Source organism: Pseudomonas sp. NPDC087690, from assembly GCF_044743175.1.
Lineage (GTDB): Bacteria > Pseudomonadota > Gammaproteobacteria > Pseudomonadales > Pseudomonadaceae > Aquipseudomonas.
In genome coordinates this window covers 1-26,853 of record NZ_JBIUVX010000033.1, presented here as the reverse complement: position 1 = coordinate 26,853, position 26,853 = coordinate 1, and the positions used below count along the sequence as shown (strand labels likewise).

Here is a 26,853-nt window from a genome sequence, read left to right as displayed (position 1 = left end):
ACGTTCTAGAGCGTTTGATTCAGTTTGAGTTAAGTTTCGGCGGCTACCTTGTTCATCGAGTGACTGACGGGTCGGGATGACCCGGATAGTTTTAAACAGCCACTGGCTTCATACCGGAATACCGGGGAAGACTCCCTGAATCCGCCTAAGAGGATGAATCATGAGTGACAAGGATAAACAGCCGTTGGCTGTGTCGGCGCAAACCCCTGAAGCGGAATCCGCCGATGCAGCGCTGCGACAGATCGTAGACGGCTTTTTGCATTTTCATCATGAGGTTTTTCCGCAGCAGGAAGAACTCTTCAAGAAACTCGCCACGGCCCAGGCGCCAAAAGCGATGTTCATCACCTGCGCCGACTCGCGCATCGTCCCCGAGCTGATCACCCAGAGCTCGCCGGGCGATCTGTTCGTGACCCGTAACGTGGGCAATGTTGTCCCGCCATACGGCCAGATGAACGGCGGCGTTTCCACCGCGATCGAATACGCGGTGCTGGCCCTCGGTGTGCAGCACATCATCATCTGCGGCCACTCCGATTGTGGTGCCATGCGTGCTGTGCTCAATCCGGACAGCCTGGAAAAGATGCCGACGGTCAAAGCCTGGCTGCGCCACGCTGAAGTCGCGAAAACCATGGTGCATGACAACTGTCACTGTGCCGACGAAAAAGAAAGCATGCCGATCCTCACCGAGGAAAACGTCATCGCCCAGTTGCAGCACTTGCGTACCCATCCTTCGGTAGCCTCGCGCATGGCGAACGGTCATCTGTTCATCCATGGCTGGGTCTACAACATCGAAACCAGCGAAATCAAAGCTTACGACGCGGATCAGGGACGCTTCCTGCCGCTCGACGGCAGCCATCCGATTCCGGTGGCGACGCCCAAAGCGCGCTTCTAAATCCTCCTAAACATCTGTGTGGTTTGACGCCGGTCGCTGATTCAGCGACCCGGCCTTGCCATGCCTGAAGAAAACTTCGGGAGAATCGCCATGCGTGCGGCTCAATTGAAAGCGGTGTTGCCACGGGAGCTGCTCGCTTCAGTGGTTGTGTTTCTGGTCGCCCTGCCGCTGTGCATGGGTATTGCGATTGCCTCAGGGTTACCGCCGGCCAAGGGTTTGATCACCGGGATCATCGGTGGTCTGGTGGTCGGTTGGCTCGCGGGTTCGCCGTTGCAAGTCAGTGGCCCGGCGGCAGGTCTGGCGGTGTTGGTGTTCGAGCTGGTGCGCCAGCACGGCATCGAGATGCTCGGGCCGATTCTGCTGCTCGCCGGTTTTCTGCAACTGGTCGCCGGGCGCTTGAAGCTCGGGTGCTGGTTTCGGGTTACGGCGCCAGCGGTGGTGTACGGCATGCTCGCCGGGATCGGCGTGTTGATCGTGCTCTCACAGGTGCATGTGATGCTCGATGCATCGCCGAAACCTTCCGGGCTGGATAACCTTGCGGCGTTCCCGGCGGCAGTCACGCAAGCTTTGCCGTCGTTCGGCTGGCAGGCCGGATTGCTCGGGCTGTCGACGATTGCGGTGATGTGGCTGTGGGAAAAATTTCGCCCGCATGCGCTGCGGTTCATTCCGGGTGCGCTGCTCGGTGTCGGTCTGGCGACCGCGGCGAGTCTGCTGCTGGCCTTGCAGGTCAAACGCGTCGAGGTGCCGGCGAATCTGGCGGAAGCCATCGATTGGCTGAGACCTGCGGACCTGCTCAGTCTGGCCGACCCGACGTTGCTGATCGCCGCGTTCGCCGTGGCGTTTATCGCCAGCGCCGAAACGCTGTTGTCCGCCGCTGCGGTGGATCGCATGCACAGCGGCGTGCGTTCGGATTTCGACCGAGAACTGTCGGCGCAAGGTGTCGGCAATATGCTCTGCGGTCTGGTCGGCGCGCTGCCGATGACCGGGGTCATCGTGCGCAGTTCGGCCAACGTTCAGGCCGGTGCGACCACGCGTTACTCGACGATCTTCCATGGCCTGTGGCTGCTGGCGTTCGTGCTGTTGCTGTCGAGCGTGCTGCAAAGCATTCCGGTGGCGAGTCTGGCGGGGGTGCTGGTGTACACCGGTTTCAAACTGGTCGACCTGAAAGCCTTTCGCGGTCTGGGCCGATATGGACGGATGCCGATGTTCACCTACGCGGCGACGGCGTTGGCAATTATCTTCACTGACCTGCTGACCGGTGTGCTGCTCGGTTTCGGTCTGACCCTGTTGAAACTGGCGTTCAAGGCTTCGCGGTTGAAGATCAGCCTGATCGATCTGCCGCAGGACGGTGAGATGGAATTGCGCCTGGTCGGTGCGGCGACTTTCCTCAAGGTTCCGGCGCTGACGCAGGTGCTGGGCAGTATTCCAGTGGGCACCACGGTGCATGTGCCGCTCAATAACCTGAGCTACATCGACCATTCGTGTCTGGAGTTGCTGGAAGAATGGGGCCGGGCGAATGCGGCGAAGGGCTCGAAGCTGTTGATCGAGTCGCGGGGGTTGAAGCGCAGGCTTGAAGGGCGGATTCGGACGACTACCGGTATCGGTGCTGCCGGCTAAATCTCCGGGTTGAACTCAAACCCTGTAGGAGTGAGCCTGCTCGCGATGGCGGTGGGTCAGTCAACAGAGATGTTGAATGATCTATCGCCATCGCGAGCAGGCTCACTCCTACATTGGATTGTGTGTAACTCAGGCAGCAGGCTGATCCAGCTCCAGCCCCACGCCCAGGCGGCGGCTCATGCACGGCCAGCGTTTCCACGCGGCGCCGGTGTCCGGGCTGCTGAGTTTGTCACGGTAGATTTCTACCGATTCCAAGGCAAAACTCTCGTCGTTGAGCATCTCGTCGATGGCGTGATGCACCGCTTCGTCCAGCTGGTTGGCAAATTCCTCACCGATCAATTGGTGAGCAATCAAGTTGGCGACCGTCATGTCCAGGGGGATCAGTGGCTGGCCGAAATGCTTGATGTACAGGTCGTTGACCTCTTCGACAAAACGGTGCGCCAGATAGGCTTCGTCGAGCAGGCTGTCCAGGCCAACGTGCCCGGCCATGATGGCTGGCGGCTGGAGGAAATACTGCTCGGCGATTTTCAACACCGGTTTGATCTGCGATTCGATTCCCGCTTCCCTGGCGACTTCATTGGCTGCATCCAGCAGGTCTGGCACTTCATCGATGTAGGCGGCGACAAAACGCGTCAGCACACCATTGGCGTCGGCTTCCGGTAACTGGATCGACGGGTGTAGATGCGGCAGCTTGCTTTCCAGCTGACGGGTCAGCAGGCCAGTGTCTTTCTCGTGTTGTTGGGCTGTTTGGATCTGCTCGCGCAATGCGGCGGTGTTCATGAAAACTCCAGGAAACAAGGCAATGAAATAGGGAAGACATAAGTTAGCTGGCTTACGAAAAATGCTAAGACGCATTTGTCATAATTATTTCATCCTTGATGCAACTGCGTTATATCGATTTGCCACCACTCGTCTGCATCCTTCTCCATTCGTGCCCTCGAATGCAAGCACCCGCTGTTTCAGATCATTTACGTGCGCACATTGCAATTTCCCGTCGCTGTCTATACTCGCCAGTGAATGGAGTTAGCTGATGACGCCCGACTGCACCCGCAGCAAGGCCCGGCGATTCAAGTTCGTAGTCTGATGCAGCCGCTCCCTTGCCGCAGGCGAAAGCCGGCGGGATAACAAGAACGATAAGGGGAACCCGCAATGATGCGACATCCACACGTCTGGATGGGCCTCCTGTTGTGGTCGATTTTCAGCCAGGCCAACGCCGCCTGGACTGTGAATATGGCGCCTGGAGCGACTGAAATCAGTCACGCAGTATTCGACCTGCACATGACCATTTTCTGGATCTGTGTGGTGATCGGGGTCATCGTCTTCGGCGCCATGTTCTGGTCGATGATGGTGCACCGCCGTTCTACCGGGCAGGTCGCCGCAAAATTCCACGAAAGCACCGGCGTCGAAATCATGTGGACCGTCGTGCCGCTGCTGATTCTGGTGGCCATGGCCGTTCCCGCCACCGCGACGCTGATCAAGATGTACGACACCAGTGAGCCGGACATCGATATCCAGGTCACCGGTTATCAGTGGAAGTGGCACTACAAATACCTGGGCCAGGACGTCGAGTTCTTCAGCAACCTGGCCACTCCCGCCGAGCAGATCCACAACAAGGAAGCCAAGGGCGAGCACTACTTGCTTGAGGTCGACAAGCCATTGGTGCTGCCGACCGGGGCCAAGGTGCGCTTCCTCGTGACCTCCGCCGACGTTATCCACTCCTGGTGGGTGCCGGCGTTTGCGGTCAAACGCGATGCGATCCCGGGGTTCGTCAATGAGGCCTGGACGCGTGTCGACAAGCCCGGGCTTTACCGTGGCCAGTGCGCCGAACTGTGCGGCAAGGATCACGGTTTCATGCCGATCGTGGTCGAGGTCAAAGAGAAGGCCGACTACGACAAGTGGCTGGCCGAGCGCAAAGCCGAGGCCGCGCAGCTTAAAGAGCTGACCAGCAAGGATTGGACCCTCGACGAACTCAAGGAGCGCGGCGACAAGGTTTATCACACCACCTGCGTTGCCTGTCACCAGGCCGAAGGCCAAGGCCTGCCGCCGATGTTCCCGGCGCTCAAGGGCTCGAAAATTGCCACCGGCCCGATCAAGGATCACTTGAGCATTGTCTTCCACGGCAAACCCGGCACCGCCATGGCGGCGTTCGGCAAACAGCTGTCGGAAGTCGATATCGCAGCGGTCGTGACCTACGAACGTAACGCCTGGGGCAACAACAAGGGCGACATGGTCACGCCAAAAGAAGTGTTGGAGCTGAAACAGGCGGAAAGCAAATGAGCCGGTCTATCGCGTACCTCGTGAACCGGCCGGGGCAGCGCGCCCCGGCCCGCCCCGCCCACTCACGTAAAGGAGACCGGCCATGAGCGCTGTCATCGATGACCACGGTCACGCCGACCACGCCCACGGCCCCGCCAAAGGCCTGATGCGCTGGGTGCTGACCACCAACCACAAGGACATCGGCACGCTGTACCTGTGGTTTGCGTTTTTGATGTTCCTGCTTGGCGGCTCGTTCGCCATGGTGATCCGCGCCGAGTTGTTCCAGCCCGGTTTGCAGATCGTCGAACCGGCGTTCTTCAACCAGATGACCACCATGCACGGTCTGGTGATGGTCTTCGGTGCAGTGATGCCGGCATTCGTCGGCCTCGCCAACTGGATGATCCCGTTGATGGTCGGCGCGCCGGACATGGCCCTGCCCCGGATGAACAACTTCAGCTTCTGGCTGCTGCCGGCGGCGTTTCTGCTGCTGGTGTCGACCCTGTTCACCCCCGGTGGCGGGCCGAATTTCGGCTGGACCTTCTACGCGCCGCTGTCGACGACCTATGCGCCGGAAAGCGTGACCTTCTTCATCTTCGCCATCCACCTGATGGGGATCAGTTCGATCATGGGCGCGATCAACGTGATCGCGACCATCCTCAACCTGCGCGCCCCCGGCATGACCCTCATGAAAATGCCGCTGATCGTCTGCACCTGGCTGATCAACGCGATCCTGCTGATCGCGGTGATGCCGGTGCTGGCCGGGTGCGTGACGATGATGCTGATGGACATCCACTTCGGCACCAGTTTCTTCAGTGCTGCCGGTGGCGGTGACCCGGTGCTGTTCCAGCATGTGTTCTGGTTTTTCGGGCACCCTGAGGTGTACATCATGATCCTGCCGGCGTTCGGCGCGGTCAGTCAGATCATCCCGACCTTCGCGCGCAAACCGCTGTTCGGCTACACCTCGATGGTCTACGCCACGGCGAGCATCGCGTTCCTGTCGTTCATCGTCTGGGCGCACCACATGTTCGTGGTCGGCATTCCGTTGGTGGGCGAGCTGTTCTTCATGTACGCGACCATGCTCATCGCGGTGCCGACCGGGGTCAAGGTGTTCAACTGGGCCAGCACCATGTGGCAAGGCTCGATGACCTTCGAGACGCCGATGCTGTTCGCGGTGGCGTTCGTGATCCTGTTTTCCATCGGCGGTTTCTCCGGGCTGATGCTGGCCATCGCCCCGGCAGACTTCCAGTATCAGGACACCTACTTTGTGGTCGCGCACTTCCACTATGTGCTGGTGCCGGGGGCGATCTTCGGCATCTTCGCCTCGGCGTATTACTGGCTGCCGAAATGGACCGGGCACATGTACGACGAAACCCTCGGCAAGCTGCATTTCTGGCTGTCGTTCGTCGGCATGAACCTGACCTTCTTCCCGATGCACTTCGTGGGACTGGCGGGGATGCCGCGACGGATTCCGGACTACAACCTGCAGTTCGCCGACTTCAACATGGTTTCGTCGATTGGCGCGTTCATGTTCGGTGCCACGCAGATCTTCTTCCTGTTCATCGTGATCAAGACCATTCGGGGTGGCGAGCCTGCACCGGCCAAGCCTTGGGATGGTGCGGAAGGTCTGGAGTGGAGCGTGCCGTCGCCGGCGCCGTATCACACCTTCACCACACCGCCGGAAGTGAAATGAACACAGATCTCCCTGTGGGAGCGAGCCTGCTCGCGAAGAACGATGACGCGGTTCATCTGGTGCACCGAGTTGTCTGCTTCGCGAGCAGGCTCGCTCCCACAAGGGATCTGATGAGAGGCACGAATCATGGCTGACTCGATCTCGATGAAAAAACTCGTCACCCGCCTGCTCGGGGTCGTGGTGGCGATGTTTGTGTTCGGCTTTGCCCTGGTGCCGATCTACGACGTGATGTGCAAAGCCTTCGGCATCAACGGCAAGACCGGTGGGCAGTACGAGGGTGAGCAAGTGGTCGATACTTCGCGCCAGGTACGCGTGCAGTTTCTGTCGACCAACACCGCCGATATGCCGTGGGACTTCTACCCCAAGCATGACGAACTCACCGCCAACCCTGGCGCCGTCAACGAGATGATCTTCATCGCACGAAATCCCACCGACAAACCGATGAGTGCGCAAGCCGTGCCGAGCATCGCGCCGAGCAACGCCGCGGCGTATTTCCACAAGACCGAATGCTTTTGTTTTACCCAGCAGGTGCTGCAGCCCGGTCAGCAGATCGAGATGCCGGTGCGCTTCATTGTTGACCGCGACATGCCCAAGGATGTGAAGCACCTGACGCTGTCCTACACGCTGTTCGATATCACCGCCCGACATCCGCCGGTGGCTGTAAACACTGGCGGTTGAGCGTGCCCGATAAGGAGAACAATAAATGGCAACTCATGAGCATTATTTCGTTCCGGCCCAGAGCAAATGGCCGATCATTGCCACGGTCGGGATGCTCGTCACCGTGTACGGCCTCGCGACTTGGTTCAACGATCTGAAGGCTGCACGCCCGGAATCCCACGGCCCGCTGATCTTTTTCGTCGGTGGCCTGCTGGTGGCATACATGCTGTTCGGCTGGTTCGGCACGGTGATCAAGGAAAGCCGCGCGGGACTTTACAGCGCACAACTGGATCGCTCGTTTCGCTGGGGCATGAGCTGGTTCATCTTCTCCGAGGTGATGTTCTTCGTCGCCTTCTTCGGCGCGCTGTTTTACGTACGACACATTTCCGGCCCGGCGCTCGGCGGCGAAGGGCCGAAAGGCATCGCCCACATGCTCTGGCCGAACTTCCAGTTCACTTGGCCGCTGCTGCACACGCCGGACCCGAAACTGTTTCCGCCGCCCAAAGAAGTGATCAGCCCTTGGGGCCTGCCGCTGATCAACACGATTCTGCTGGTCAGCTCCAGTGTGACCATCACCATCGCCCACCATGCGCTGAAGAAGGGCCATCGCGGTGCGCTGAAAATCTGGCTAGCGATCACTGTGCTGCTCGGCTGCGCGTTTCTCGGTTTCCAGGCTGAGGAGTACATCCACGCCTATCACGAACTGGGCCTGACCCTCGGTTCGGGCATTTATGGCGCGACGTTCTTCATGCTCACCGGTTTCCACGGCGCCCACGTGACCATCGGCACAATCATTCTGTTTGTGATGCTGATGCGGATCATGAAGGGTCACTTCGATAACGAGCACCAGTTCGGCTTCGAAGCGGCGAGCTGGTATTGGCACTTCGTCGACGTGGTGTGGATCGGCCTGTTTATCTTCGTTTACGTACTCTGAGGATCAGCATTACCAAGGCGCGTGCGACACCAGTTGGCCGCTGTAAAAACCCCAGGCGATCAAGCCGACGGTGGCAGCGGCCAATGCCACCCGAACACTCAAGGCGATGACCAGGCGATTCGAGCTGCTGTCGTCCTTGACCAGGAAAAACAGGCCGCTGAACAGGCTGATCACCGTGGCAATCAGCATCAGGACGATCGCTGTTTTGAGCATGGGAAGAACTCCGGGGGACAGGCGATGCAGTTGAGTATAGCGAGCGCAACGACTGACTTTGTGGCGCAGCCATGAAGCGCTTTCGCCCGGGCGTGATTCCGACCGTGGTGGTGGCGTTGTTGCTGCCGCTGCTGGTGTCGCTGGGCTTCTGGCAACTGAGCCGGGGCGCCGAGAAAACCGCCCTGCTCGCCAGTTACGCCGAACGCCGCGCGGCCGAACCGATGGCCAGCGGCGAGTTGCTGAGCAGCGCCGATCCGGCCTATCGCCGTGTGCATCTGCAAGGCCAGTTCGATGCCGCGCACAGTTTGCTGCTGGATAACCGCCAGCGTAACGGCAAGGTCGGTGTCGAGTTGCTGCAACCGTTTCAGGATCAACGCAGCGGTTTGTGGCTGATGGTCAATCGCGGCTGGTTGCCGTGGCCGGATCGCCGCGTGCCGCCGCAATTTTCCACACCGGCAGAGGCCCTGAATGTCGATGCCTGGGTCTACGTCGCTCCCGGCGCGACTTTCCAGTTGCACGCCGACCCGGTCAGCAGTACTTGGCCGCAAAGCATCACCGCCGTCGACCCGGCCAAGCTGTGGAAAACCCTGGAACGCGACGGCTTCGCCTACGAACTACGCGCCGAGCCCGGCCCGGCCAGCTACGAGGCCGATTGGCCGGTGGTTGCCATGGGCCCGGAAAAACACCTCGGTTATGCCGTGCAGTGGTTCGCCATGGCCACCGCCCTGCTCGGTCTCTACATCTATTTGGGCTTGCACAACGCAAAGGAGAAACACCATGGGAACGGCCATGAATCCACCCAGCATGTCTGAGGCGAAACCTGCTGCCAGCCGCCGTCGCGGGCGCATTCAGTTGTTGCTGATTGTGCTCGGCGTGGTCGGCCCGATGCTGCTCGCCACCGGCATGTACAAATTGCAGTTCTGGGTGCCCGAAGGTCGCAGCTATCACGGCGAACTGATCGGCAACGGCCAGACCCGCGCCGACCTCGGCGTACAAGCCGATGATGCACGCTGGCAGATGCTGGTCACTGCGCCGAAGGATTGCGCGGTGGATTGCCAGCAACTGGTGTATCTGGCGCGGCAGATCCAGATCGGTCTTGGTCGCGAGGCCGGGCGCGCCAGCCATGCCCTCGCCGTGGCGCAACCGGTGAGCGCCGATTACGAGGCCAAACTCACTCGCGAATATCCACAGCTGCAACGCTATCCGCTGGATGCTGGCGTGTTCAGCAAGACCACTGGCGACAAGGCCACTCCGCAGCTGTGGATCATCGACCCGCACGGCAACCTCGTGCTGCGCTACGAGCCGAATGTGAAAGGCAAGGATCTGCTCAACGACCTGCGGCACCTGCTGAAACTGTCGAACATCGGATAAGGGCATCGTCATGGCCAAACCTGGATTTCGCCTCGCGCTGTTTGCCACCCTGCTGGCACTGATTGTGGTGCTGCTCGGCGCCTACACGCGCCTGACCCACGCCGGCCTCGGCTGTCCGGACTGGCCGGGTTGCTACGGCTTTATCAGCGTGCCGAAAAGCGAAGCGCAACTGGCCCATGCCGAACTGCATTACCCCGACTCGCCGGTGGAGGCGCACAAGGGCTGGAACGAGATGATCCACCGCTACTTCGCCGGCACCCTCGGCCTGCTGATTTCGATTCTCGCCGGACGCGCGTGGGTCAACCGTCGTCATCCGGGGCAGCCGTTGAAGCTGCCGCTATTTCTGCTGGCGGTGGTGTTCGCGCAAGCGGCGTTCGGCATGTGGACGGTGACGCTCAAGCTCTGGCCACAAGTGGTCACCGGACATTTGCTCGGCGGGTTTGCGACGTTGAGTCTGCTGTTTTTGCTGACGCTTAGATTGTCCGGCGTGCTGCCGGCGCTGACCGTGCCCAAGCGGTTGCAGTATTGGGCAACGGCGGGATTATTGTTGGTGATTGGGCAGATCGCGCTGGGTGGCTGGGTCAGTTCCAACTATGCGGCAGTGGCGTGCATCGATTTTCCGACCTGCCACGGGCAATGGTTGCCGCCAGCGGATTTCGCCAATGGCTTTCACCTGACCCAACACATCGGCCCGAACTATCTCGGCGGGCAACTCGACAGTGATGCACGCACGGCGATTCACCTGACTCATCGTATTGGCGCTTTGCTGGTAACGTTGGTTTTGCTCGGCTTGGCCTGGCAACTAAAAGTGGTCGGCATGACGCGGCTGGCCGGGCTGGTATTGATCGCCCTCACCGCACAAATCACCCTCGGCATCAGCAATGTCTTGTTCCATCTGCCGCTGCCAGTGGCGGTTGCGCATAACGCTGGCGGTGCCGCGCTATTGCTGACCATGGTGCTGGTCAACTATCACGCGCGCACCAGTCTGGTCCGAGTCAAACAACCGGTGCTCGCACGCTGGCGCCTGAGCCCGCGCAAACACTCTGCCGCGCCCATCACAATAAAAGGAGAAACGCCGTGGCGATTCTGATTGGCGAACGTCCCGCCCAAGCGCTGTGGCGTGATTATCTGGAACTGACCAAACCGAAAGTCGTGGTGCTGATGCTGATCACCTCGCTGGTCGGCATGTTCCTCGCGACCCGCGCCGGGGTGCCGTGGACGGTGCTGGTGTTCGGCAATCTGGGGATTGCCCTGTGTGCCGGCGGTGCGGCGGCGGTCAATCATGTGGTCGATCGGCGCATCGATGCGGTGATGGCGCGTACGCATAAACGGCCGCTGGCTGAAGGACGGGTTTCGCCGGCGGCGGCGCTGACTTTTGCGCTGGTGCTGGCGCTGCTCGGTCAGGCCTTGTTGCTGACATTCACCAATCCACTGACGGCGTGGCTGACGCTGGCTTCGCTGCTCGGATACGCAGTGATCTACACCGGGTTTCTCAAACGCGCGACGCCGCAAAACATCGTTATCGGTGGCCTCGCCGGTGCTGCGCCACCGCTGCTGGGCTGGACGGCTGCAACTGGCCACGTCAGCGCCGAACCGTTGCTGCTGGTGCTGATCATCTTCGCCTGGACGCCGCCGCACTTCTGGGCGCTGGCGATCCATCGCAAAGAGGAATACGCCAAGGCCGACATCCCGATGCTGCCGGTTACCCACGGCGAGCACTACACCAAAGTGCACATTCTGCTGTACACCTTCGCGTTGCTGGCGGTGAGCCTGCTGCCGTACGTGATCCACATGAGCGGCGTGCTCTACCTGATTTGCGCGCTCGCTCTGGGCGCAAGGTTTCTGCAATGGGCCGTGGTGCTGTACCGTGGCACTCGGCCGCACGCGGCGATCAACACCTTCAAGTACTCTATTTGGTACTTGTTTCTGCTGTTCATCGCCCTGCTCGTAGACCACTACTTACTGTTGAACCTATGACTCGAACCCAGAAAACCGTCTTCATCCTCGTCGCCGTGATCGCGCTGATCCTGGGGCTTACCGTCAACAAAGTGCTGAGCGGCAAGGGCCAGGGCGACCCGACTGCGCTGATCGATGCCGGCATCATTCTGCTGCCGCAGAGCCGTAATTTGCCGGACGTGACGATGACCGATCAGGACGGCAAACCGGTGGCGATCAATGAGTTGAAGGGTAAGTGGAGCCTGTTGTTCTTCGGCTACACCTTCTGCCCGGACATCTGCCCGACCACATTGGCGCAGTTGCGGCAGATCAAGAGTGAATTGCCAAAAGACGCTGTGGACAAGTTGCAGATCGTACTGGTCAGCGTTGACCCGAACCGCGATAACCCGAAGCAGTTGAAGCAGTATCTGGGCTACTTTGATCCACAGTTTGTTGGCCTGACACCGACCTCGATTGAAGAGCTGCAGAAGGTGGCGAATGCGGTGAGTATTCCGTTTATTCCGGCGGATACCAGTAAGCCGAATTACACCGTGGATCACAGCGGCAACCTCGCGGTGATTGGCCCGGATGGCACCCAGCGTGGGTTTATTCGGGCACCGTTGAACAACGCCAAATTGGTGGCGCAACTCCCGGTCATGCTAAACCGCAAGTAATCTTTTAAACGCAAAAGCCCCTCACCCTAGCCCTCTCCCAGAGGGAGAGGGGACTGATTGGGGGATATTGGGGAGCCACACCGAATTGAACGTCCTGCATTGAATCTATAATCGCCAAGACCTTTCAGGTCGATGTGCTGTGCCGAATCCATAATCGACTGGATCTTTCAGGTCGATGTAGAACGCAAGACACCTCGGTCGGCCCCCTCTCCCTCCGGGAGAGGGCTGGGGTGAGGGGTCGCTTCACAACAGCTCTAAAGCCAAGCATCAGACAAAAAAAGGGGCGCATATAAATGCGCCCCTTTTTCATTGCAGCAACCCGAATCAGAACGCCGGCAATACCGCGCCTTTGTACTTCTCGGTAATGAATTGCTTCACTTCCGGGCTGTGCAGCGCAGCGGCGAGTTTCTTCATCGCGTCGCTGTCCTTGTTGTCCGCGCGGGACACGAGGATGTTCACGTACGGCGAGTCGTTGCCTTCGATCACCAGCGCATCCTTGGACGGATCGAGCTTGGCTTCCAGCGCGTAGTTGGTGTTGATCAGCGCCAGATCAACCTGGGTCAGCACGCGCGGGATGGTCGCGGCTTCCAGTTCACGGATCTTCAGGTCTTTCGGGTTCTGCGCGATGTCTTTGACGGTCGACAGGATGTTGGTCGGATCCTTCAGCGTGATCACGCCAGCCTTGGCCAGCAGCAACAGCGCACGGCCGCCGTTGGTGGCGTCGTTCGGGATCACCACGTTGGCGCCGCTTGGCAGATCCTTCAGATCCTTGAGCTTGCTCGAGTAAGCGCCCAGCGGCTCCAGGTGCACACCGGTCACGGCGACCAGGTTGGTGCCCTTGGCCTTGTTGAACTCATCGAGGTACGGCTGGTGCTGGAAGAAGTTGGCGTCCAGACGCTTTTCGGCGACCTGTACGTTCGGCTGAATGTAGTCGGTGAAGACCTTGACCTTCAGATCCACGCCTTCTTTGGCCAGCGCCGGCTTCACGAACTCGAGGATTTCCGCGTGCGGCACCGGAGTGGCAGCCACGGTCAGGGTTTCGGCGTGGGCCGAGAATGCCGCAACGGCAGCGAAAGCAGCGATCAGTTTTTTCATTCAGCTAACTCCTTATGAGGCGCCCGTCTGGCGCCTGCCAGCGAATGGCCGGCTCATCTCTTGATTACAAAACCGCTTATTTGCGCGAGAAATGCACGACCAGTCGATCACCGACCATCTGCAGCACTTGCACCAGAATCAACAGCAACACCACGGTGACGATCATCACGTCAGTCTGGAAACGCTGGTAACCGAAACGGATCGCCAGGTCACCCAGACCACCGGCGCCGACCACACCGGCCATTGCCGTGTAGGACACCAGTGTAATCGCCGTCACCGTAATCGCCGCGAAGATGCCCGGGCGGGCTTCCGGCAGCAAGGCGTTCATGATGATCTGCCGCGTGGTCGCGCCCATCGACTGGGTCGCTTCGATGATGCCGCGATCGACTTCACGCAGCGCGGTTTCCACCAGACGCGCGAAGAACGGTGTCGCACCCACCACCAACGGCGGAATCGCACCGGCCACGCCCAGCGACGTGCCGGTGATCAGCACGGTGAACGGGATCATCACGATCAACAGAATAATGAACGGCAGCGAACGCAGGATGTTCACCGCCAACGACATGAACGCGTAGAGGCCACGGTTTTCCAGCAACTGGCGCGGGCTGCAGAGGAACAGCAGCACGCCCAGCGGCAGGCCGAGCAGCACGGTGAACAGCAGCGAACCGCCAAGCATCAGCATGGTGTCGCCGGTGGCCAGCCAGATTTCGTACCAATCGATGTTGGTGAAGAAACTGATCAGGTCTTCCATTAGCGCAATACCTCCATGTGAACGTCAGCGGCGGTGAAGCGGGCGAAAGCCGCTTCCATGTCGCCACCGGTGACGGCGAGGGTCAATTGCCCGTACGGAATGTCTTTGATGCGGTCGATACGACCGGCGAGGATGCTGTAGTCGACGCCGGTTTCCCGGGCGACGGTACCGAGCAACGGCGCGTAGGTCGCTTCGCCCTGGAAGGTCAGACGCACAATGCGCCCCGGCACGTGAGCGAAGTCATCGCGCTGCTCGCTTTCGTCGATCTGCTCGCTTTCCTGAACAAAGCGCTTGGTGGTCGGGTGCTTGGGATGCAGGAACACATCAGCCACCGAACCTTGCTCGACGATCACGCCGGCATCCATCACCGCCACTTGATCGCAGACGCGACGGATCACATCCATCTCGTGGGTGATCAGGACGATGGTCAGCTTCAGTTCGCGGTTGATCTCGGCCAGCAATTGCAGAACCGATGCGGTGGTCTGCGGGTCGAGGGCACTGGTGGCCTCGTCGCACAGCAGAATCTTCGGCTTGGTTGCCAGGGCGCGGGCGATGCCGACGCGCTGCTTCTGGCCACCGGACAATTGCGCCGGGTACTTCTTGGCGTGGTCAGACAGACCGACCCGCGCCAGCAACTCGGCAACACGCTTGTCGATGTCGCTGCCCGACAGTTCGCCGGCCAGGGTCAGCGGCAACGCTACGTTGTCGGCCACGGTTTTGGAGGCGAGCAGGTTGAAGTGCTGGAAGATCATCCCGACTTGCTGACGGAAACGGCGCAGGCCGTTGGCGTCCAGCGCGGTGACTTCTTCGCCGTCGACGATGATCTTGCCGCCGCTGGAGTCTTCCAGGCGATTGATCAGACGCAGCAGGGTACTTTTGCCCGCGCCGGAATGGCCGATCAGGCCGAACACCTGCCCGTTCTCGATAGAGAGACTGGTCGGATGCAGCGCGGGAATATCCTTACCGGCGACGCGGTAAGTCTTGTGGACGTTTTGAAACTCGATCACGTAGCGAACCTTGTGGGGCGCGTTAGAAAAGGATCAGCGGTTAGCCGGGCGCGCATTTTAGCCTGTCCGTATAGAGGTTCTTAGCATTTATTTCGCAATTAACCTTCGATTTGGCAATAACAAGATCAAAGGTCATAAAAAAGGAACGTCCAAAGCAGCCCATCAGTCACTAAGTAAGCGACTTGAAAACCCTGGGTGCCGTGCCCGGGAACCACTCAAGAGTCCCCGGCAAGCATCGGGGTCAACCGAGGAGTTTACGACTGATGAGCAAGAAGCCTACGTCCGACAAAAGCCAGATGGCCGGAACCGACACGCCGGATCGCGCCAACACCAACGCCAAACTCGACAGCCTCGAGAAGTTTCGCTCCGACGCCACCGGCCAGGCCCTGCGTACCAACCAAGGCGTGAAGATCGCCGACAACCAGAACACCCTCAAGGCCGGCCCGCGCGGACCGTCGTTGCTGGAAGACTTCATCATGCGGGAAAAGATCACGCATTTTGACCATGAACGCATCCCGGAGCGCATCGTCCACGCGCGCGGCACTGGCGCCCATGGTTTCTTTCAGGCCTACGAGAACCATTCGACGCTGACCAAGGCCGGCTTCCTACAGGACCCAGGGAAAAAGACCCCGGTGTTCGTGCGCTTTTCCACGGTGCAGGGGCCGCGCGGTTCCGGTGACACCGTACGAGACGTGCGCGGTTTCGCCGTGAAGTTCTTTACCGATGAAGGCAACTTCGATCTGGTCGGCAACAATATGCCGGTGTTTTTCATTCAGGACGCAATCAAGTTTCCCGACTTCGTCCACGCGGTGAAACCCGAGCCGCACAATGAAATCCCTACCGGCGGCTCGGCCCACGATACCTTCTGGGACTTCGTCTCACTGGTGCCGGAATCGGCGCACATGGTCATCTGGGCGATGTCCGACCGTGCGATCCCGAAAAGTCTGCGCAGCATGCAGGGCTTCGGCGTGCACACCTTCCGGTTGATCAACGCCGAGGGCAAATCGCGCTTCGTCAAATTCCATTGGCGCCCTACCGCCGGCACTTGCTCGCTGGTCTGGGACGAAGCGCAGAAGCTCGCCGGTAAAGACACCGACTACCACCGTCGCGACCTCTGGGAAGCGATCGAGATGGGCGACTACCCGGAATGGGAGTTGGGCGTGCAGGTCATCGAGGAAGAAAACGAGCATGACTTCGATTTCGACATCCTCGATCCGACCAAACTGATCCCAGAAGAAATCGTGCCGATCACGCCGCTGGGCAAAATGACCTTGAACCGTAACCCGGACAATTTCTTTGCCGAGACCGAGCAGGTTGCGTTCTGCCCTGGCCACATCGTGCCGGGCATCGACTTCTCCAACGACCCGTTGCTGCAAGGTCGGCTGTTTTCCTACACCGACACGCAAATCAGCCGACTCGGTGGGCCGAACTTTCATGAGCTGCCGATCAACCGCCCGGTGGCGCCGTTCCATAACGGTCAGCGCGATGCGCAGCACCGCACGGTGATCGACAAGGGCCGCGCCTCTTACGAGCCGAACTCGATTGATGGCGGCTGGCCAAAAGAAACGCCGCCGGCCGCGCAGGACGGTGGGTTCGAGAGTTATCCGGAACGCATCGATGCGAACAAGATCCGCCAGCGCAGCGAGTCGTTCAGCGATCACTTTTCCCAGGCGACGCTGTTCTTCAACAGCATGAGCGACCACGAGAAAGAGCACATCATTGCCGCCTACAGCTTCGAGCTGGGCAAGGTTGAGCGCGAGTTCATCCGTGCGCGGGAAGTGAACGAGATTCTGGCCAACATCGATCTGGAACTGGCCAAGCGGGTGGCGGCTAATCTGGGTCTGCCTGCGCCTACCAAAGGCACGGTGGATACGCGCAAGGTGTCTTTCGATCACTCGCCGTCATTGAGTCAGGCTAACTTGCTGCCAGAAAATATCAAAACCCGAAAAGTGGCGATTCTTGCTGCCAACGGCGTCGATGGTGCCGCGATTGATGCGATGAAGAAGGCATTGGCAGCTGAAGGCGCGCATGCCAAGTTGCTCGGCCCAACTTCAGCGCCGGTGAAGACCGCTGACGGCAAAATGTTGCCAGTGGATGCTTCGATGGAAGGCATGCCGTCAGTGATTTTTGACGCTGTGTTCGTGCCGGGTGGCGCGGCGTCGGTCAAGGCGTTGAGCGGCGACGGCGTGGCGTTGCACTACGTGCTGGAGGCGTACAAGCACTTGAAGGCGATTGCGTTGCACGGCGATGCCAAGCAGTTGCAGGATTTGCTGAAACTGGAAGCGGATGCTGGATTACTGCAGGGCAAGGATGTGCCGGCGTTGACCAAGCCGTTCTTTGCGGCGATCGGGCAGCATCGGGTTTGGGATCGCGAGCCTAAGGCCAAAGCCATTCCGGCTTAAGGATTTTGCTGACTGGCAGGACGCTATCGCGAGCAGGCTCACTCCTACAGGAGATCTTCGGTGAACACAGAATGGGTGTCACACCGAGATCAAATGTAGGAGTGAGCCTGCTCGCGATGCTTTTTAAGGTTTACGCGGGCTCAGAACCATCTGCGCCGGTACGGTGCGCACAATCTGCTTCTCGATCTTCAGCTCAAAATCCGGGTTGAGCTTTTTGACCCGCTTGGTCAGCAACGTCGACAACCATGGATAGTCATTCGTCCGTGGTGCCTGAATGGTCACCCCACACTCGTAATTCACCACGTCAGCGGCGATCGCATCCAGTTGCCGGCGAAGTTTGCGGCTATCGGTGATATTCAGCGCCACCGTGGTGCTCTCGGCGGTCGGATCGATCACCTTGGCTTTCGGCTTGGCCTCGGCTGCCAACAGCGCCGCTTCAGCTTTTTCCAGCTCAGCCTTGCGCGCTTCGGTGATGGCGCCATTCACGCCACCGGTCAGCGCCGGCGCCTTCGGCATCAGCGCGCGAGCACGGCTCAGCGCCGTGGCGGCGGCATTCACATCACCCTTTTGCAGCACGATCTGGCTGCGACGCAGATACGCTTCGGCAAGCTGCCGTTGGTATTGCTCAAGGGATTGGTCGTTTGGCGTTTCTTTCTGCAAAGCAGCCAATTGGTCTTCGGCGGTGGCCAGTTCGCTGCTGGCCAGGCTTTGCTCCAGCTGTGCAATGGCCGTAGCCCGCGCATCGGGGACTTCGGCCACCGGCGGCGTGCTTTGGCAGGCGCCCAGCAGCACTGAAAATGCGACAAGGAGCAGATAACGGGAGGCGAACGGCTTCATTCCTGCGACTCTCTAATTGCGCAAAAAGCGGCCAAGTCTACACCCCACGACGGGGCAGAACAAAACTCAACAGAAACAGTGCGGCCGCTGTCACAACGATTGACGGCCCGGCCGGGGTGTCCTTGAACCACGACAGCGCCAGCCCGCCACATACGGCGAGCATGCCCAGCAAGCTCGCGCCGAGTGCCATCTGCTCCGGCGAACGGGCGTGACGCTGTGCCGCAGCCGCCGGGATGATCAACAGCGAAGTAATCAGCAACACACCGACGATTTTCATCGCCACCGCGATCACCACCGCGATCAACAACATCAACGCCATGCGCAGGCCCGCGACCGGCAGGCCTTCGACCTTGGCCAGTTCTTCGTGCACGGTAATCGCCAGCAATGGCCGCCACAGTGTCACCAGCAACACCAGCACCGCCGCACTGCCACCGAGGATCCACGCCAGATCAGTCGGGCTGATCGCCAGCAGGTCGCCGAACAGATAGGCCATCAGGTCGATCCGCACTTCATGCATGAAGCTTAGTACCACCAGGCCAAGAGAGAGCGTGCTCGGTGCGAGAATTCCCAACAGCGTGTCAGACGCCAGCGGTTGACGCTGTTGAAGGGTTACCAGCAGCACCGCCAGCAGCAGGCAGCCAACGGTCACCGCAACGGTCGGGCTGACATCCAGCAGAAAGCCCAGCGCCACACCGAGCAACGCGGCGTGGGACAGGGTGTCGCCGAAATAGGCCATGCGCCGCCAGACCACAAACGAACCGAGCGGACCGGCCACCAGTGCCAGCGCCAGACCTGCAAGCAGGGCATACAACAGAAAATCAGCCATGCTTGCAGTTGTCTCCATGAACGTGAGGTTGGCCAACAACTGGCCCTTTGACTACCGAACCGTGCAGGTCGTGAGCGTGGTCGTGATGGTGGTGATAGATCGCCAGGCTCTGCGCGTTCTTGCCGAACAGCTCGACGAACGCCGGATCGCCGCTGACCTGCTCGGGATGCCCGGAGCAGCAGACATGACGGTTGAGGCAGACCACCTGATCGGTGGTGCTCATCACCAGATGCAAATCGTGGGACACCATCAGCACGCCGCAGCCGTGGCGGTCGCGCAGACGGGTGATCAGGCTGTACAGCTCGGCCTGGCCGGCAACATCAACACCCTGCACCGGCTCGTCGAGCACCAGCAATTCAGGTTCGCGCAGCAACGCCCGAGCGAGCAGCACACGCTGCATTTCACCACCGGAAACGCTTTGCACCGGGCTGTCGATGACGTGTTCGGCACCCACTTCTTTCAATGCGGCCAAGGCTCGCGGACGATCAACGCCCGGCACCAGCCGCAGAAAGCGCAGTACCGACAGCGGCAAGGTCGGATCAACGTGGAGTTTTTGCGGCATGTAGCCGACGCGCAGTTTCGGCTTGCGCCAAACGCTGCCTCTGTCCGGTTTCAACAGGCCAAGCACGGCGCGCACCAAGGTGGTCTTGCCGGCGCCGTTGGGGCCGATCAGGGTGACGATCTGCCCCGGTTCGACGCTCAGCTCGATGTTGTCCAGCACAGCCTGCCCGGCAAACGTGACGGCGACCTGTTCCAGACGAATCAGCGCATTGCTCATCAAGCCCCCTGGCAACCGGAGCACAGGCCGACGACTTCGACGGTCTGCGCTTCGACGATGAAGCCAACGTCTTTGGCGCTGTTGATGATCGCGTCGCTGATCACTTTTTGCTCAAGCTCGATGGCGGCGTGGCAATCGCGGCAGATCAGGAACTGGCCCTGATGCGCGTGCTCCGGGTGCACGCAGCCAACGAAGGCGTTGAGCGAAGAGATGCGGTGCACCAGGCCGTTTTCCAGAAGGAAATCCAGAGCGCGATACACGGTTGGCGGCGCGGCGCGGCGGCCGTCCTGCTCGCTGAGCACGGCGAGAATGTCGTAGGCGCCCAGCGGCTTGTGGCTCTGCCACACCAGTTCCAGTACCCGGCGGCGCAACGCGGTCAGGCGCAAGCCTTTCTGGGCGCACAAGGTATCGGCCTCGGACAAAGCGCTGTGCACGCAATGTGAGTGGTCGTGGGGACGGCTGGCAATCGGTGTAATAGGCATGGGCGGCGACGAGTTTTGATAGAGACGTTATTATGTTACCCGTTCTCGCCTCCTTGAGTGGTCATCGTGTCCCGACTTTTTTCTGTTTTTGTGGCTTTTGTCGCCAGTTTTCTGCTGATCGGTTCGGCTCAGGCCGAGGTCAAAGTGCTCACCAGCATCAAGCCGTTGCAGTTGATTGCAGCGGCGGTGCAAGACGGTGTGGCGATTCCCGAAGTGCTGCTGCCACCGGGTGCTTCGCCGCACAATTACGCCCTGCGCCCATCCGACGTACGGAAGGTGCAATCGGTCGATCTGCTCTACTGGATCGGCCCGGACATGGAAGGTTTCCTGCCGCGCGTGCTGAACGGTCGTACGCTGCCGAGCGTCGCGGTGCAGGATCTGCCGGGGATGAAACTGCGCCGTTTTGCTGAAGACAGCCACTCCCACGCGGAAGAGGCCGACGAGCATGATCACGACCACCGTCCGGGCACGCTGGATGCGCATTTGTGGTTATCGCCGGTGAATGCGCGGGTGATTGCCGACAAGATGGCGGCTGACCTCAGCACTGCTGATCCGGCGAATGCCGAACGCTATCAGAGCAACGCCAAGGCATTTGATGAGCGTCTGGATGCGTTGGATCAGCGTTTGAAAAAGCGTCTGGCCAGCGTTGAAGGCAAGCCGTACTTCGTCTTTCACGAGGCGTTTGATTATTTTGAAGAGGCATATGGCCTGAAGCACACCGGGGTGTTCAGCGTGGCTGCCGAAGTGCAGCCGGGCGCGCAGCATGTTGCAGCGATGCGCAAGCGCTTGCAGGAAGTGGGCAAGACGTGTGTGTTCAGTGAGCCGCCGTTGCGTCCGCGTCTGGCGGAGACGCTCGTGGCTGGCCTGCCGGTGAAGCTGGCGGAACTGGATGCGTTGGGCGGATACACCCCGGCGACGGCTCAGGGCTATGAGCAGGTGCTGGAGAAGTTGGGCAACGATCTGGCGGGATGCCTGGAATCTCTGTAACCCCATAGAAAAAGATCGCAGCCTTCGACAGCTCCTACAGGTGATTCCATGTAGGAGCTGCCGAAGGCTGCGATCTTTTGATCTTAAAGCGCGAAAGGCAAAGGTGTATTGACCTGCTGCCGCTGCGCCAACCGCTGCTCGAATTCCTGCGGATCGTGAATCAACACGTCCTGCCCGGCAAACTGCTCCGCCGCGATCAACCGCGACAGCCAGAACCGCACACACGCCACGCGCAACATCGTCGGCCACAACTCAGCCTCCGCCGCCGTGAACGGGCGCAACGCCGCATAGGCGCCGAGAAACGCGCGGGCTCGCGGTCCATCGATCAAACCGTCCTCGTCCGAACACCAGTCATTCAAGGCAATCGCCACGTCATAGAGCATCGGCCCCGAGCAAGCGTTGTAGAAGTCGATCAGCCCGGTCAGGTGCGTGCCTTCGAACATCGCGTTATCGCGAAACAGGTCGGCATGAATATTCGCCCGCGGCAGCGCGAGGATCTTCTCTTTGCGCTCGGTGATTTCATCCAGCGCCTTTTGTAGCAGCACACGCGGTTCATCACTCAGGTGCGAGAGAAACTCCGTGCCCTCCTCCAGCATCCAGTCCAGACCACGATCGGTCTTGCGCTTGATCATGCGCTCGCCCTGGGTCGCCAGGTGCAGATGCGCCTGCAATTCGCCGACCTGCGCGCAATGCTGAGCATTGGCGACTTTGATGTGCTTGCCGGACAGGCGCGGTTGCAGCAGCGCCGGTTTGCCTTTCAGCTCACGCAACGCCACACCGTCGGTGGTGCGCAGTGCGTACGGCACCGGCAGATCGGCTTCGTGGAGCACGTCGAGCAGGTCGATGAAGAACGGCATCTCCTGCACCGGACCGCGCTCGACCAGGGTCAGGACGAACTCGCCTTGCTCCAGGCTGATAAAGAAGTTGGTGTTTTCGCTGCCGGCGGCGATCCCCTGGAAATCAAGCAGACGGCCAAGCCCGTAAGGGGCGAGAAAGGTTTCCAGCTCGGGCCGAGCCAGGGGAGTGAACACAGACATGTTTTAACTGCCAGTACGGGCGCCGCCAATTGCGGCGCCGAGTGAATTAAAAATCTACTTCCATTCGAAAATCTTCCAGGACGGAATCAGCATATCCGGCTGATCCGAGCGGATGAAGTTTGCATCCGTCCCGTCTGCACGCACCAGAAAGTAGGGTGGTGCGCCCTTCGGCGTGACTTTGATCGCGTACAGGAACCCGTTTTGACGGTACTCCTGAATCGTCTTGTCGCCTTCCGTGCGAATGGTGACTTCAGGATCTCCCGACGGCGCATCATCCGCCGCCATCGCAGCCAACGGTGAGGCAGCAATCAGACCGACCAGCAGCAAGCGATTTAACGTACGCATGATAACCTTGTCCCTTTGTCGTCAACGGTCCCGCTATTCTAGCGCCGGACCCGCCGAAAAGGTTGATCCTGCTCATGAGCCAAGCCCCCCTCGTCCTGGTGGACGGTTCGTCTTACCTGTACCGCGCGTTTCACGCGCTGCCACCACTGACCACCTCCAAAGGCCTGCCGACCGGTGCGGTCAAAGGCGTGCTGAACATGCTCAAGAGTCTGCGCAAGCAGTACCCGGACAGCCCGTTCGCCGTGGTGTTCGACGCCAAGGGCGGGACATTTCGCGATGAAATGTACGCCGAATACAAAGCCAACCGCCCAAGCATGCCCGACGACATGCGCGTGCAGATCGAGCCGCTGCACCAGAGCGTGATCGCCCTCGGTTTCCCGCTGCTGTGCGTGGAAGGCGTCGAGGCTGACGATGTCATCGGCACCCTCGCCCGCAGCAGCGCGGCGGCGGATCGCCCGGTGGTGATCTCCACCGGCGACAAGGACATGGCGCAACTGGTCGATGGCCACATTACCTTGGTCAATACCATGTCCGGTAGTTCGATGGACGTGGAAGGCGTGAAGGAGAAATTCGGCGTCGCACCGGAGCAGATCATCGATTATCTGGCGCTGATGGGCGATTCGTCCGACAACATTCCCGGCGTTCCGGGCATTGGCCCGAAAACCGCGTCCGGCCTGTTGGTCGGGGTCAACGGCGGCCTCACCGAGCTGTACGCCAATCTCGACATCGTCCCGACCCTGCCGATTCGCGGCGCGAAAACCCTGCCGGCCAAGCTTGAAGAACACAAGGAGATGGCGTTCCTCTCCTATCAACTGGCGACCATCAAGGTCGACGTGCCGCTGGACGTCGAACTCGACGATCTGCAGATGGGCGCGGAAGACCCGGCCAAGCTCTACGAGCTGTACACGCTGCTGGAATTCAAAAGCTGGATCAATGATCTGGATCGCGACGCCAAACGTCTCGAATTGAGCGCAGCCAGCGAGCCTGCGCCGGCCGGCGATCTGTTCAGCGCGCCAGCAGAGGAAGCGCCCGCCGCGCCTGCTGAAGCCGCGTACGAAACCATCCTCGATCAGGCACGTTTCGACGTCTGGCTGGAAAAACTCAACAACGCCAAACTGTTCGCCTTCGATACTGAAACCACCGGCATCGACGCGCAGCAGGCGCAACTGGTCGGACTGTCGTTCGCCGTGCAGGCCAACGAAGCCGCGTACATTCCGCTGACCCACTCTTACATCGGCGTGCCGGAACAGCTGGATCGCGACACCGTACTGCGCGCACTCAAGCCGATTCTGGAAGACCCGAGCAAGCTCAAGGTCGGCCAGCACGCCAAGTTCGACATGAACATCCTCGCCAACTGCGCCATCGGCGGCGATCAGAACAACGGCATCACCGTGCGCGGTATCGCCTTCGACACGATGCTTGAGTCCTACGTGCTCAACTCCACCGCCACCCGTCACGACATGGACAGCCTCGCGCAGAAGTACCTGGATCACACCACCGTGAGCTTCCAGGACATCGCCGGCAAAGGCGCCAAGCAACTGACCTTCGACCAGATCGCGCTGGAACAGGCCGGCCCGTACGCCGCCGAAGATGCCGACATCACTCTGCGTCTGCACCAGACTTTGTTCGAAAAGCTCAGCGCCATCCCGAGTCTGGCCAGCGTGCTGACCGACATCGAGATTCCGCTGGTGCCGGTTCTCGCGCGCATCGAACGCCAAGGCGCGTACGTCGACGCAGCCCTGCTCGGTGTGCAGAGTATTGAGCTGGGCGACAAGATGGTCGCGCTGGAGCGCGAAGCCTTCGAGATCGCCGGGGAAGAATTCAACCTTGGCTCGCCGAAGCAGCTGGGCGTGATTCTCTACGAAAAACTCGGCCTGCCGGTACTGAAGAAGACCGCCAAGGGTCAACCGTCCACCGCTGAAGAAGTGCTGGCGAAACTCGCTGAAGACGATCACCGCTTGCCGAAGGTGCTGATGGAGCACCGTTCGATGAGCAAGCTGAAGAGCACCTACACCGATCGCCTGCCGGAGCAGATCAACCCGCGCACCGGGCGGATCCACACTTCGTATCACCAGGCTGTGGCGTCGACCGGGCGTTTGTCCTCCAGTGATCCGAACCTGCAGAACATCCCGGTACGCACCGCTGAAGGTCGACGCATCCGTCAGGCGTTCGTCGCGCCAAAGGGCTACAAACTGCTCGCGGCGGACTATTCGCAGATCGAACTGCGGATCATGGCGCACCTGTCCAAGGACGAAGGCCTGATGAATGCCTTCCGCAACAATCTCGACGTGCACACCGCGACCGCTGCCGAAGTGTTCAAGGTTGAGCTCAACGAAGTGAGCTCGGACCAGCGCCGTGGCGCCAAGGCGATCAACTTCGGTCTGATTTACGGCATGGGCGCGCAGAAGCTCGGCAAGGACATCGGCGTCGACACCAAGACGGCCAAGGCTTACATCGATACCTACTTCGCCCGCTATCCAGGCGTTCGCGAGTACATGGATCGCACCCGCGCGCAGGCGGCGGATCAGGGTTATGTCGAGACGTTCTTCGGTCGTCGTCTGTACCTGCCGGAGATCAATTCGAACAAGCCGCAGGAACGCGCTGCCGCCGAACGCACAGCGATCAACGCGCCGATGCAGGGCACGGCTGCCGACATCATCAAGAAAGCCATGGTCGCGGTGGATAACTGGCTGGCGACTTCAGGGCTGGACGCCAGAGTCATTCTGCAGGTGCACGATGAATTGGTGCTGGAGGTTCGTGAGGATCTGGTCGAACAGGTCAGCGCCGAGATTCGCGTGCACATGAGCGAGGCGGCGAAACTGGATGTGCCGCTGCTGGTCGAAGTGGGGGTGGGCAACAATTGGGATGAGGCTCACTGAGCCTTTTGAACACGGTTTGCCGCGACCTGATGTCGCGGCAACGCCGGTAAAACCTGCTTATTTCGAAAAGCGCTTGGGATTATTCCAAAGCTTTTTGAAAAAAATCTGAACTAATCTGGAAGTACACCACTCAGAGATACTGAATGGCTGGTGAAGCCCTTCGATGCTCCTATGTTGTGTTAAGTGTTGGCAGATATCTGAACCCCGCCCTAGCGGTTCGGAATTTAAACCCCGGAATTTCTCCCTCCCCAATGAAATCCGGGGCTTTTTTTGCCTGAAAATTGGCTGTGGCACGCTCAGATTGCGTTGAAAGCACAGCTAAAAATGCTCATTTAGGTACCCTAAAGTCGAGCGCGACCCCGGCCGCTTTTCAGTGTGCTTTCGCCTTGCCTGAGCGCACCACAGCCAATTTTCTAATCCCTGTTTACTCAGCCGCCTCGGCGCCTTTGTCTGCCAGTTCCATCCAGCCGGCCAGTACAGTGTAGGCCTCTTCCAGGCCCATGCGTTTTGGTGCCGAGAACAGCTGGATGGTGACTTGATCGCCCCAGCCCTTGCGAATTTCCGACTGCACTTTGAGCAGGGTGTTCTTGGCTGCACCGTAGGTCAGTTTGTCGGCCTTGGTCAGCAGGATGTGCATCGGCATGCCGGCCGCAACGGCCCAGTCGAGCATCAACAGGTCGAAGTCGGTCATTGGATGACGGATGTCCATCATCAGAATCAAACCCTTCAAACTCTCGCGGCCACCGAGGTAAGCCTCAAGGTGACGCTGCCAGTGCATCTTCAGCGGGATCGGTACTTTTGCGTAACCGTAGCCCGGCAGGTCGACCAGACGACGATCTTCGTCTAGCTTGAAGAAGTTCAACAGCTGTGTGCGACCCGGGGTTTTCGAGGTGCGCGCCAGGCTGGCGTGAGTCAGGGTGTTCAGTGCGCTGGATTTACCGGCGTTGGAACGACCGGCAAATGCCACTTCGAAGCCTTCGTCGTCGGGGCATTGATCGACTTTGGCGGCACTGAGCATGAACGTGGACTGTTGGCACAGGCCGAGGATGGGATTCTTGAGTTGCATGGGATTTCCGATGTGGGCGGCGCCGGGATTGGGCGCGGAACGCGGTGTCGCTTCCGTTTCAGTGACGCCAGTATATAATGCCGCAGATTTTGTGTGTGCTTTGTCCCAGCGTAGGATGAATTTCA

At 60.0% G+C, this 26,853-nt stretch carries 26 protein-coding genes; 14 read left to right on the top strand and 12 right to left on the bottom strand.

The window, feature by feature from the left end:
• Positions 1 to 160 precede the first annotated feature (160 nt).
• The gene (locus tag ACIPIZ_RS23065) at positions 161 to 889 is read left to right on the top strand and encodes a carbonic anhydrase (protein ID WP_064389749.1); all 729 of its coding nucleotides are present in this window, start codon (positions 161 to 163) and stop codon (positions 887 to 889) included.
• 90 nt (positions 890 to 979) lie between these two features.
• Positions 980 to 2,506, top strand: a complete 1,527-nt coding sequence (locus tag ACIPIZ_RS23060; RefSeq protein WP_122855385.1) for a SulP family inorganic anion transporter — start codon at positions 980 to 982, stop codon at positions 2,504 to 2,506.
• A 129-nt stretch (positions 2,507 to 2,635) separates the two neighbouring features.
• Here ACIPIZ_RS23060 and ACIPIZ_RS23055 read toward each other — a convergent pair whose 3' ends face one another.
• Positions 2,636 to 3,286 (bottom strand): hypothetical protein, encoded by a 651-nt coding sequence (locus ACIPIZ_RS23055; RefSeq protein WP_105704782.1) that lies wholly within the window; start codon positions 3,284 to 3,286, stop codon positions 2,636 to 2,638.
• Positions 3,287 to 3,655: 369 nt separating this feature from the next.
• Between ACIPIZ_RS23055 and coxB the strand changes: the two genes are divergently transcribed.
• The 4 genes from coxB (at position 3,656) to ACIPIZ_RS23035 (ending at position 8,043) form a co-directional block, all read left to right on the top strand.
• On the top strand, positions 3,656 to 4,783 hold the full coding sequence (gene coxB, locus ACIPIZ_RS23050; protein ID WP_064389746.1) for a cytochrome c oxidase subunit II: 1,128 nt from the start codon (positions 3,656 to 3,658) through the stop codon (positions 4,781 to 4,783).
• Positions 4,784 to 4,865: 82 nt separating this feature from the next.
• Positions 4,866 to 6,452 carry a cytochrome c oxidase subunit I gene (gene ctaD, locus ACIPIZ_RS23045; protein ID WP_401167635.1) on the top strand — a complete coding sequence of 529 codons (1,587 nt, stop codon included), beginning with the start codon at positions 4,866 to 4,868 and terminating at the stop codon, positions 6,450 to 6,452.
• Between the two features lie 126 nt (positions 6,453 to 6,578).
• Entirely contained in the window at positions 6,579 to 7,130 is a 552-nt protein-coding gene (locus tag ACIPIZ_RS23040) for a cytochrome c oxidase assembly protein (RefSeq protein ID WP_064389744.1), read from the top strand.
• Between the two features lie 25 nt (positions 7,131 to 7,155).
• Positions 7,156 to 8,043 carry a cytochrome c oxidase subunit 3 gene (locus ACIPIZ_RS23035; protein WP_401167632.1) on the top strand — a complete coding sequence of 296 codons (888 nt, stop codon included), beginning with the start codon at positions 7,156 to 7,158 and terminating at the stop codon, positions 8,041 to 8,043.
• Positions 8,044 to 8,052: 9 nt separating this feature from the next.
• Here the strand turns inward: ACIPIZ_RS23035 and ACIPIZ_RS23030 are convergent, their stop codons facing one another.
• Positions 8,053 to 8,256 (bottom strand): twin transmembrane helix small protein, encoded by a 204-nt coding sequence (locus tag ACIPIZ_RS23030; protein WP_007911731.1) that lies wholly within the window; start codon positions 8,254 to 8,256, stop codon positions 8,053 to 8,055.
• A gap of 71 nt (positions 8,257 to 8,327) precedes the next feature.
• On the opposite strand from ACIPIZ_RS23030, the gene ACIPIZ_RS23025 reads away from it, so the two are divergent.
• From ACIPIZ_RS23025 to ACIPIZ_RS23005, 5 genes are read left to right on the top strand one after another with little or no spacing between them, the layout of a single operon-like run.
• Positions 8,328 to 9,068: an SURF1 family protein gene (locus ACIPIZ_RS23025; RefSeq protein WP_401167630.1), complete on the top strand. Its 741-nt coding sequence runs from the start codon at positions 8,328 to 8,330 to the stop codon at positions 9,066 to 9,068.
• Complete coding sequence (locus ACIPIZ_RS23020) at positions 9,034 to 9,627, top strand: hypothetical protein (RefSeq protein WP_122855383.1); 594 nt, start codon at positions 9,034 to 9,036, stop codon at positions 9,625 to 9,627. The genes ACIPIZ_RS23025 and ACIPIZ_RS23020 overlap by 35 nt, the downstream gene beginning before the upstream one ends.
• A 10-nt stretch (positions 9,628 to 9,637) precedes the next feature.
• Complete coding sequence (locus ACIPIZ_RS23015) at positions 9,638 to 10,717, top strand: heme A synthase (protein ID WP_105704778.1); 1,080 nt, start codon at positions 9,638 to 9,640, stop codon at positions 10,715 to 10,717.
• Entirely contained in the window at positions 10,705 to 11,604 is a 900-nt protein-coding gene (gene cyoE / locus ACIPIZ_RS23010) for a heme o synthase (RefSeq protein WP_159813367.1), read from the top strand. Before ACIPIZ_RS23015 ends, cyoE begins: the two co-directional genes overlap by 13 nt.
• Positions 11,601 to 12,236, top strand: coding sequence for an SCO family protein (locus ACIPIZ_RS23005; protein WP_007911741.1), 636 nt, complete (start codon positions 11,601 to 11,603; stop codon positions 12,234 to 12,236). Before cyoE ends, ACIPIZ_RS23005 begins: the two co-directional genes overlap by 4 nt.
• Positions 12,237 to 12,560: 324 nt before the next feature.
• On the opposite strand, the gene ACIPIZ_RS23000 is transcribed toward ACIPIZ_RS23005, so the two are convergent.
• The 3 genes from ACIPIZ_RS23000 to ACIPIZ_RS22990 form a co-directional block, all read right to left on the bottom strand.
• Positions 12,561 to 13,331, bottom strand: a complete 771-nt coding sequence (locus ACIPIZ_RS23000; RefSeq protein WP_122855381.1) for a MetQ/NlpA family ABC transporter substrate-binding protein — start codon at positions 13,329 to 13,331, stop codon at positions 12,561 to 12,563.
• Positions 13,332 to 13,407: 76 nt separating this feature from the next.
• The gene (locus ACIPIZ_RS22995; protein WP_016986455.1) at positions 13,408 to 14,082 is read right to left on the bottom strand and encodes a methionine ABC transporter permease; all 675 of its coding nucleotides are present in this window, start codon (positions 14,080 to 14,082) and stop codon (positions 13,408 to 13,410) included.
• Positions 14,082 to 15,089 carry a methionine ABC transporter ATP-binding protein gene (locus tag ACIPIZ_RS22990; protein WP_064389737.1) on the bottom strand — a complete coding sequence of 336 codons (1,008 nt, stop codon included), beginning with the start codon at positions 15,087 to 15,089 and terminating at the stop codon, positions 14,082 to 14,084. Before ACIPIZ_RS22990 ends, ACIPIZ_RS22995 begins: the two co-directional genes overlap by 1 nt.
• Positions 15,090 to 15,349: 260 nt before the next feature.
• On the opposite strand from ACIPIZ_RS22990, the gene katE reads away from it, so the two are divergent.
• Positions 15,350 to 17,491 (top strand): catalase HPII, encoded by a 2,142-nt coding sequence (katE, locus tag ACIPIZ_RS22985; RefSeq protein ID WP_401167678.1) that lies wholly within the window; start codon positions 15,350 to 15,352, stop codon positions 17,489 to 17,491.
• Between the two features lie 123 nt (positions 17,492 to 17,614).
• Here the strand turns inward: katE and ACIPIZ_RS22980 are convergent, their stop codons facing one another.
• From ACIPIZ_RS22980 to ACIPIZ_RS22965, 4 genes are read right to left on the bottom strand one after another with little or no spacing between them, the layout of a single operon-like run.
• Complete coding sequence (locus tag ACIPIZ_RS22980) at positions 17,615 to 18,328, bottom strand: PA5502 family lipoprotein (protein WP_122855380.1); 714 nt, start codon at positions 18,326 to 18,328, stop codon at positions 17,615 to 17,617.
• Between the two features lie 37 nt (positions 18,329 to 18,365).
• The gene (znuB, locus tag ACIPIZ_RS22975; protein ID WP_016986450.1) at positions 18,366 to 19,154 is read right to left on the bottom strand and encodes a zinc ABC transporter permease subunit ZnuB; all 789 of its coding nucleotides are present in this window, start codon (positions 19,152 to 19,154) and stop codon (positions 18,366 to 18,368) included.
• The gene (znuC, locus tag ACIPIZ_RS22970) at positions 19,147 to 19,932 is read right to left on the bottom strand and encodes a zinc ABC transporter ATP-binding protein ZnuC (protein WP_122855379.1); all 786 of its coding nucleotides are present in this window, start codon (positions 19,930 to 19,932) and stop codon (positions 19,147 to 19,149) included. The genes znuB and znuC overlap by 8 nt, the downstream gene beginning before the upstream one ends.
• Positions 19,932 to 20,414 carry a Fur family transcriptional regulator gene (locus tag ACIPIZ_RS22965; protein ID WP_007911760.1) on the bottom strand — a complete coding sequence of 161 codons (483 nt, stop codon included), beginning with the start codon at positions 20,412 to 20,414 and terminating at the stop codon, positions 19,932 to 19,934. The genes znuC and ACIPIZ_RS22965 overlap by 1 nt, the downstream gene beginning before the upstream one ends.
• Positions 20,415 to 20,480: 66 nt before the next feature.
• Here ACIPIZ_RS22965 and ACIPIZ_RS22960 point away from each other — a divergent pair, with 66 nt between their 5' ends.
• Positions 20,481 to 21,401, top strand: coding sequence for a zinc ABC transporter substrate-binding protein (locus tag ACIPIZ_RS22960; RefSeq protein WP_401167622.1), 921 nt, complete (start codon positions 20,481 to 20,483; stop codon positions 21,399 to 21,401).
• Between the two features lie 83 nt (positions 21,402 to 21,484).
• Here ACIPIZ_RS22960 and ACIPIZ_RS22955 read toward each other — a convergent pair whose 3' ends face one another.
• Together ACIPIZ_RS22955 and ACIPIZ_RS22950 are read right to left on the bottom strand one after the other, a co-directional pair.
• Complete coding sequence (locus ACIPIZ_RS22955) at positions 21,485 to 22,438, bottom strand: homoserine kinase (RefSeq protein WP_401167619.1); 954 nt, start codon at positions 22,436 to 22,438, stop codon at positions 21,485 to 21,487.
• A gap of 54 nt (positions 22,439 to 22,492) precedes the next feature.
• Positions 22,493 to 22,783 carry a DUF2782 domain-containing protein gene (locus ACIPIZ_RS22950; RefSeq protein WP_064389732.1) on the bottom strand — a complete coding sequence of 97 codons (291 nt, stop codon included), beginning with the start codon at positions 22,781 to 22,783 and terminating at the stop codon, positions 22,493 to 22,495.
• Between the two features lie 74 nt (positions 22,784 to 22,857).
• On the opposite strand from ACIPIZ_RS22950, the gene polA reads away from it, so the two are divergent.
• Positions 22,858 to 25,662, top strand: coding sequence for a DNA polymerase I (polA, locus tag ACIPIZ_RS22945; RefSeq protein ID WP_122855377.1), 2,805 nt, complete (start codon positions 22,858 to 22,860; stop codon positions 25,660 to 25,662).
• Positions 25,663 to 26,086: 424 nt separating this feature from the next.
• Here the strand turns inward: polA and yihA are convergent, their stop codons facing one another.
• Positions 26,087 to 26,728, bottom strand: coding sequence for a ribosome biogenesis GTP-binding protein YihA/YsxC (yihA, locus tag ACIPIZ_RS22940; RefSeq protein ID WP_064389730.1), 642 nt, complete (start codon positions 26,726 to 26,728; stop codon positions 26,087 to 26,089).
• Positions 26,729 to 26,853: the final 125 nt, after the last annotated feature.